The following is a 5,810-nucleotide window of genomic DNA, read 5'->3' as shown; positions in this document are numbered from 1 at the left end:
CAGATAGGTTATCCGATTTTGATTAAGGCGGCTGCTGGCGGCGGCGGTAAAGGAATGCGTATTGTCGAAGAAGAATCTGAATTCTCATCGGCTATGGGATCTGCGCAGCGTGAAGCCCTGTCAGCTTTTGGTGACAATCGCATTATCTTGGAAAAATTTCTTCGCAATCCCCGGCACATTGAAGTTCAAGTTTTTGCGGATAACGAAGGAAATGTCATTCATCTTTTTGATCGAGATTGCTCCATCCAGCGTCGATATCAAAAGGTAATTGAAGAAGCTCCAGCGCCTGGTTTGCCTGAATCTACCCGTCTTTCCATGTATAAGGCTGCAGTGAGTGCGGCAAAGGCTATTAATTATGTAAGCGCAGGCACTATCGAATTTATCTACGCCGACGAACAATTCTACTTTATGGAAATGAATACTCGCTTACAGGTTGAACATCCCGTCACCGAAATGATTAGCGGCCTAGATTTAGTCGAGTGGCAATTACGGATTGCCGCAGGTGAACATTTAACCTTGCAGCAAGAAAATCTAAAAGCCAATGGTCATGCCATTGAAGTACGTTTATATGCCGAAGACCCTGCCCATGACTTTTTACCTGCGATTGGTAAGCTAAATCAATTTAGCTACAAGCAACAACACGCTTGGCAACGCATTGATACAGGTTTTCAAACGGGTGATGAAATCTCCCCTTTTTATGATCCGATGTTAGCCAAGGTCATTGCTTGGGGTGAAAATCGTCAATTAGCTATTGCCCGTTTATTACAAACCTTGGCCGATATTCGCATTAGTGGCTTACGCCATAACTTGAGTTATTTACAACGAGTCATTGCTCACCCTGATTTTGCCGATAGTCAACATTTAGCCACTGACTTTTTGGTATTGCGCCATCAAGCCTTATTAAATCAAGACAGTCCCTATCAACAAGCTGCTTTATTAGTGGCTGCCGCTTATTATTGGCAACAGCAACAACAAAGCGCCTCTGTGGTTAGCAATGATTTATATTCACCTTGGCAAAATTTGGTGGCATGGCGAACATTAGGTGACAACTATAGCAGCTTACAACTTGTTGTTAACGAACAAAACCAACAGCTACAATTGCAAAAACAAGGTGAAAATTTTGTTTGGCAACAGGCCGAGCAACAAGGACAATTTAGCTTTAAACAAGATAACCATGAGTTTATTTATCAAGATGCTCAGCAACGTTTACGTTTTCAAGTGACGCTGGATAGTCATGGTTTGCAATTAGCCCATGAAGGTGTGATTTGGCAATGTCGTTTATTAGAGCCTTATAAACAAAGTCAACAACAGCAAAACCAACACAAAGGCTATTGTGCACCAATGACTGGCCGCATTACCGCCGTTTTAGTCAATGCCGAACAAGCCGTGACCAAAGGTGAAACTTTAGTAGTGCTGGAAGCGATGAAAATGGAACATCGTATTGTCGCCCAAGACGATTTTACCATTGAAGAAATTTGGGTTGGTGTGGGTGATTTGGTTCAGGATGGACAAGTGTTGTTGAAGTGATTTGTATTTAAAAATCTCAATCTGTGTGTATCTCTTTTAATGCAGGAGATACACCTGAGTTATCTCTTATTTTCGAAGAATGCTATTTTTTCCATTTCTAACCAAGCGGACAAAACAACCATAACCTTTGGGATATTTACGAACTTTGCCTTCATAAAAAACCACAACACTGGCTTCTTCACTATTTTTTTGAGTAGTGGATGTCCAAAATGTGGCGTACTGGCCTTCTTCTTTAGGGCAAAATAAAATACCTTGGTCTGTTTTATAGCCCTCTTTATCTGCCAACATTAAACTGGCTAGTTCTTTTTCGGTCGGTAAATGCTAGGCGTTGAGCCATATCCATCGCCTCTTCAAAGTGTTGAGGCTTGCCATAAACATCTGCATCCCAAATATATACATCGTGACGATTGCCCATTTTAAACTCCTTAAACTTGCTGAACCAACAATTGTTCTTTTAACTTCATCATTTCATCACGGATTTTAGCCGCTTGTTCAAATTGCAAATCTCGCGCTTTGGCTAACATTTGTTGCTCTAATTCTTTAATGCGTTTAGCTAATACTTTGGGTTCTAACACTACATATTCAGCATTAGCTTCGGCAATTTTTTGCTCTTTAGCATCATTAGCAGCTTGTTTAGCGGTTTCACCACCATACACTTCCAAAATATCAAAAATCGGTTTAGAAACACTGCGTGGGGTAATACCATGTGCCGCATTAAATGCCATCTGTTTAGCTCGTCTGCGCTCTGTTTCGTTAATCGCACGCTCCATTGAGCCTGTCATTTTCTCTGCATATAAAATTGCCTTGCCATTCACATGACGTGCAGCACGACCAATGGTTTGAATCAACGAACGTTCAGAGCGCAAAAAGCCTTCTTTATCGGCATCCAAAATCGCCACCAACGACACTTCGGGCATATCCAAGCCTTCACGCAATAAATTAATGCCAATCAACACATCAAATACGCCTAAACGTAAATCTCGAATAATCTCAACACGTTCAACGGTATCAATATCAGAGTGTAAATAACGCACTTTGATCTTATGTTCACGCAAATAATCGGTCAGGTCTTCAGCCATCTTTTTGGTTAAAGTAGTCACCAACACCCGCTCTTTAAGCAAAATACGCGCATTAATTTCTGACATTAAATCATCAACTTGGGTAAAAGCAGGACGGATTTCAATGTCAGGATCAACCAAACCCGTAGGCCGAACCACTTGCTCAATGGCAATCGGGCAATGTTCTTGCTCATAATTGGCAGGGGTTGCCGAGACAAAAATGGTTTGTGGGCTAATTTTTTCCCATTCCTCAAACTTCATTGGTCGATTATCTAAAGCCGATGGCAATCGAAAACCATAATTCACTAAGTTTTCTTTACGCGCTCTATCGCCTTTATACATTGCACCAATTTGCGGTACGGTGACATGAGATTCATCAATTACCAACAGCGCATCGGCAGGCACATAATCAAACAAGGTTGGCGGAGCTTCGCCCTCTTTTCGTCCAGACAAATGCCGCGAATAGTTTTCGATACCATTGCAATAACCGAGTTGTTGCAACATTTCTAAATCATATTGGGTACGCTCTTTTAAACGCTGTGCTTCAATCAGTTTATTTTCGCCCATAAACCACTGCAAACGCGGTTCTAATTCGGCGCGAATAGTGCCAAGTGCTTGTTCGATTTGCTCTTTGGGGGTGACGTAGTGTGTTTTTGGATAAATAGTGACTCGTGCTGCTTTACGCAATGGTGCGCCCGTTAACGGGTCAAAATAATGGATTCCCTCTACTTCATCATCAAACAAACTGATTCTTATTGCTTCATCATCAGACTCGGCAGGAAAAACATCAATCACCTCGCCCCTCACCCGATAAGTACCCCGACTAAACTCTAAATCATTACGTTGATATTGCATTTCTGCTAAACGACGCAAAATAGCTCGTTGGTCAATTCGTTCGCCACGACTCACATGCAATAACATTTTTAAATAGGCATCAGGATCACCCAAACCATAAATCGCTGACACACTACAAATAATAATCGCATCACGCCGCTCTAACAGGGCTTTAGTGGCAGACAAGCGCATTTGGTCAATGTGTTCATTAATAGCGGAATCTTTTTCGATATAAGTATCAGATGACGGCACATAAGCTTCAGGCTGATAGTAATCATAAAACGACACAAAATACTCAACGGCATTATTTGGGAAAAAACTTTTAAACTCACTATACAACTGCGCAGCTAAGGTTTTGTTATGCGCCATAATAATGGTTGGTCGTTGCAATTTGGCAATGACATTGGCAATAGTGAAGGTTTTTCCTGAACCTGTGACCCCTAATAACAATTGATGTTGCTTGCCCTGTTGAATGCTATCGCACAAGGCTTGAATGGCTGTTGGTTGATCGCCAGAAGGCTGAAATTCAGTTTGTAATTGAAAAGCCTGTTTTGTTTGCATTTTAGGTCTCTTATCTGACGATATTTTGCGGTATTATTACGCCCATCTTAAAACTAAGATACTGTTATGAAAATTTATACGACAAGTTAAGTCGTATAAAGCCTAAATGTATTAAAGTTGTTTTTAACATCAACAAGAGGTTAATTCCGTGGAACTACGCTTATCTGACCGTGTATTAAGCATCAAACCTTCTCCTACTTTAGCGGTAACTAACCGTGCGGCTGAATTAAAGGCGGCAGGTAAAGATATTATTGGTTTGGGTGCTGGCGAACCAGATTTTGATACCCCAGAACATATCAAAGCCGCTGCTATTAAAGCAATTCAAGATGGCTTTACCAAATACACGGCTGTTGATGGTACAGCTGGTCTTAAAAAAGCAATTATTGCTAAATTAAAGCGTGATAATGGTTTAGATTATCAAGCGAATCAAATTTTGGTTTCTTGTGGCGGCAAACAAAGCTTCTTCAACTTAGCCTTAGCCTTTTTAAACAAAGGTGATGAAGTCATTATTCCTGCACCATACTGGGTTTCTTATCCAGACATGGTATTGATTGCAGATGCAACACCTGTTTGTATTGAATGTCCACAATCCCAAAACTATAAAATCACCCCTGCTCAATTAGAAGCAGCGATTACACCAAAAACCAAATTATTAGTCTTAAACTCACCTTCTAACCCAACAGGTATGGTTTATTCTAAAGAAGAATTATTGGCATTGGCTGAGGTTTTACGCAAACATCCTCACGTTTGGGTAGCCACTGACGACATGTACGAACATATCATTTGGACTAAAGAGCCATTTGTAAATATCGTCACTGTTGCACCAGATTTATATGACCGTACTTTAGTGTTAAATGGTGTCTCTAAAGCCTATGCTATGACTGGCTGGCGTATTGGTTATGCTGCTGGCCCAGCAAAAGTCATTGGTGCAATGAAAAACGTACAATCTCAATCTACATCTAACCCAACTTCTGTGTCTCAAGTTGCCGCAGAAGCTGCTTTAAATGGCGATCAAGACGTATTAAAGCCAATGGTTGCTGCATTTAAAGAGCGCCATGACTATGTAGTTGGTGCATTAAACCAAATCGCTGGTGTTTCTTGCTCACCTGCTGACGGTGCATTTTATGCCTTTGCTAATGTTGAAGGTGCAATTGCTAAAATGGGTTTAAAGAACGATTTAGAATTTTCTGAAGTGTTATTAAATACCGTGGGTGTTGCAGTTGTACCGGGTTCTGCCTTTGGTTTAGATGGCCACATGCGTATTTCTTATGCAACTAGCTTAAAGACCTTAGAAGATGCAATTGCTCGTATCAAAAAGGCAATTGAAGGCTAAGCTTTAATTGCGCCTCCTCTCCTAGTAATAGGAGAGGACTTTTGCATATGTTATTTAATAATTATTAAAAAATAAGCAGAATCACACATTTTGCACAACAATTAAGCAATCAAACCATTCAAAGTATTGACCTTTTTTAAATTTAAGCTAATATAGCGTCCACACCGACAGACGTTCCCCAATAGCTCAGTCGGTAGAGCAACGGACTGTTAATCCGTGTGTCCCTGGTTCGAGTCCAGGTTGGGGAGCCAAATATAGTTCTAAGGTGTTCAGCCTAGAACAAGAAAGCCTGTAGTAGCAATACTTACAGGCTTTTTTATTGTCTATAGTGTTCATTATAGATATTGTAAGCCAAGTTTTTTGTTGGTATTTTCGTTGGTATCAGTCAACTACCATCAAAAAAGATACCAACATGGCAACTACCAACAGCAATAAATTAACCGATACTGCCGTAAAAAGTGCAAAGCCTAAAGATGCACCTTACAAGCTCTCAGACG

At 40.7% G+C, this 5,810-nt stretch carries 5 protein-coding genes and 1 tRNA gene; 3 read left to right on the top strand and 3 right to left on the bottom strand.

The window, feature by feature from the left end; translation table 11 throughout:
• The coding region (locus tag Q0212_RS03165; protein WP_297922099.1) for a biotin/lipoyl-containing protein at window positions 1-1,527 on the top strand (1,527 nt) is incomplete at its 5' end.
• A gap of 66 nt (window positions 1,528-1,593) precedes the next feature.
• On the opposite strand, the gene Q0212_RS03160 is transcribed toward Q0212_RS03165, so the two are convergent.
• Genes Q0212_RS03160 through uvrB form a run of 3 tightly spaced genes read right to left on the bottom strand, consistent with a single transcriptional unit; the run spans window position 1,594 to window position 3,980 of the window.
• The gene (locus Q0212_RS03160) at window positions 1,594-1,815 is read right to left on the bottom strand and encodes a hypothetical protein (protein ID WP_297922096.1); all 222 of its coding nucleotides are present in this window, start codon (window positions 1,813-1,815) and stop codon (window positions 1,594-1,596) included.
• Window positions 1,802-1,942, bottom strand: a complete 141-nt coding sequence (locus tag Q0212_RS03155) for a hypothetical protein (protein WP_297922094.1) — start codon at window positions 1,940-1,942, stop codon at window positions 1,802-1,804. The genes Q0212_RS03160 and Q0212_RS03155 overlap by 14 nt, the downstream gene beginning before the upstream one ends.
• A gap of 10 nt (window positions 1,943-1,952) precedes the next feature.
• On the bottom strand, window positions 1,953-3,980 hold the full coding sequence (gene uvrB / locus Q0212_RS03150) for an excinuclease ABC subunit UvrB (protein ID WP_297922091.1): 2,028 nt from the start codon (window positions 3,978-3,980) through the stop codon (window positions 1,953-1,955).
• Window positions 3,981-4,128: 148 nt separating this feature from the next.
• Here uvrB and Q0212_RS03145 point away from each other — a divergent pair, with 148 nt between their 5' ends.
• Window positions 4,129-5,313 (top strand): pyridoxal phosphate-dependent aminotransferase, encoded by a 1,185-nt coding sequence (locus tag Q0212_RS03145; RefSeq protein WP_297922088.1) that lies wholly within the window; start codon window positions 4,129-4,131, stop codon window positions 5,311-5,313.
• A 175-nt stretch (window positions 5,314-5,488) separates the two neighbouring features.
• A tRNA-Asn gene (locus Q0212_RS03140) sits at window positions 5,489-5,564 on the top strand.
• The last annotated feature ends 246 nt before the right edge of the window (window positions 5,565-5,810 follow it).

The sequence above is a fragment of the uncultured Agitococcus sp. genome (assembly GCF_937920075.1).
Taxonomy (GTDB): Bacteria; Pseudomonadota; Gammaproteobacteria; order Pseudomonadales; family Moraxellaceae; genus Agitococcus.
This window is presented reverse-complemented; position numbering and strand designations above follow the sequence as displayed.

Bases quoted from the DNA above. Each gene is read 5' to 3' on its own strand.
- Q0212_RS03160 (WP_297922096.1), bottom strand. From the start codon at position 1,815: ATGTTGGCAGATAAAGAGGGCTATAAAACAGACCAAGGTATTTTATTT.
- Q0212_RS03155 (WP_297922094.1), bottom strand. From the start codon at position 1,942: ATGGGCAATCGTCACGATGTATATATTTGGGATGCAGATGTTTATGGC.
- uvrB (WP_297922091.1), bottom strand. From the start codon at position 3,980: ATGCAAACAAAACAGGCTTTTCAATTACAAACTGAATTTCAGCCTTCT.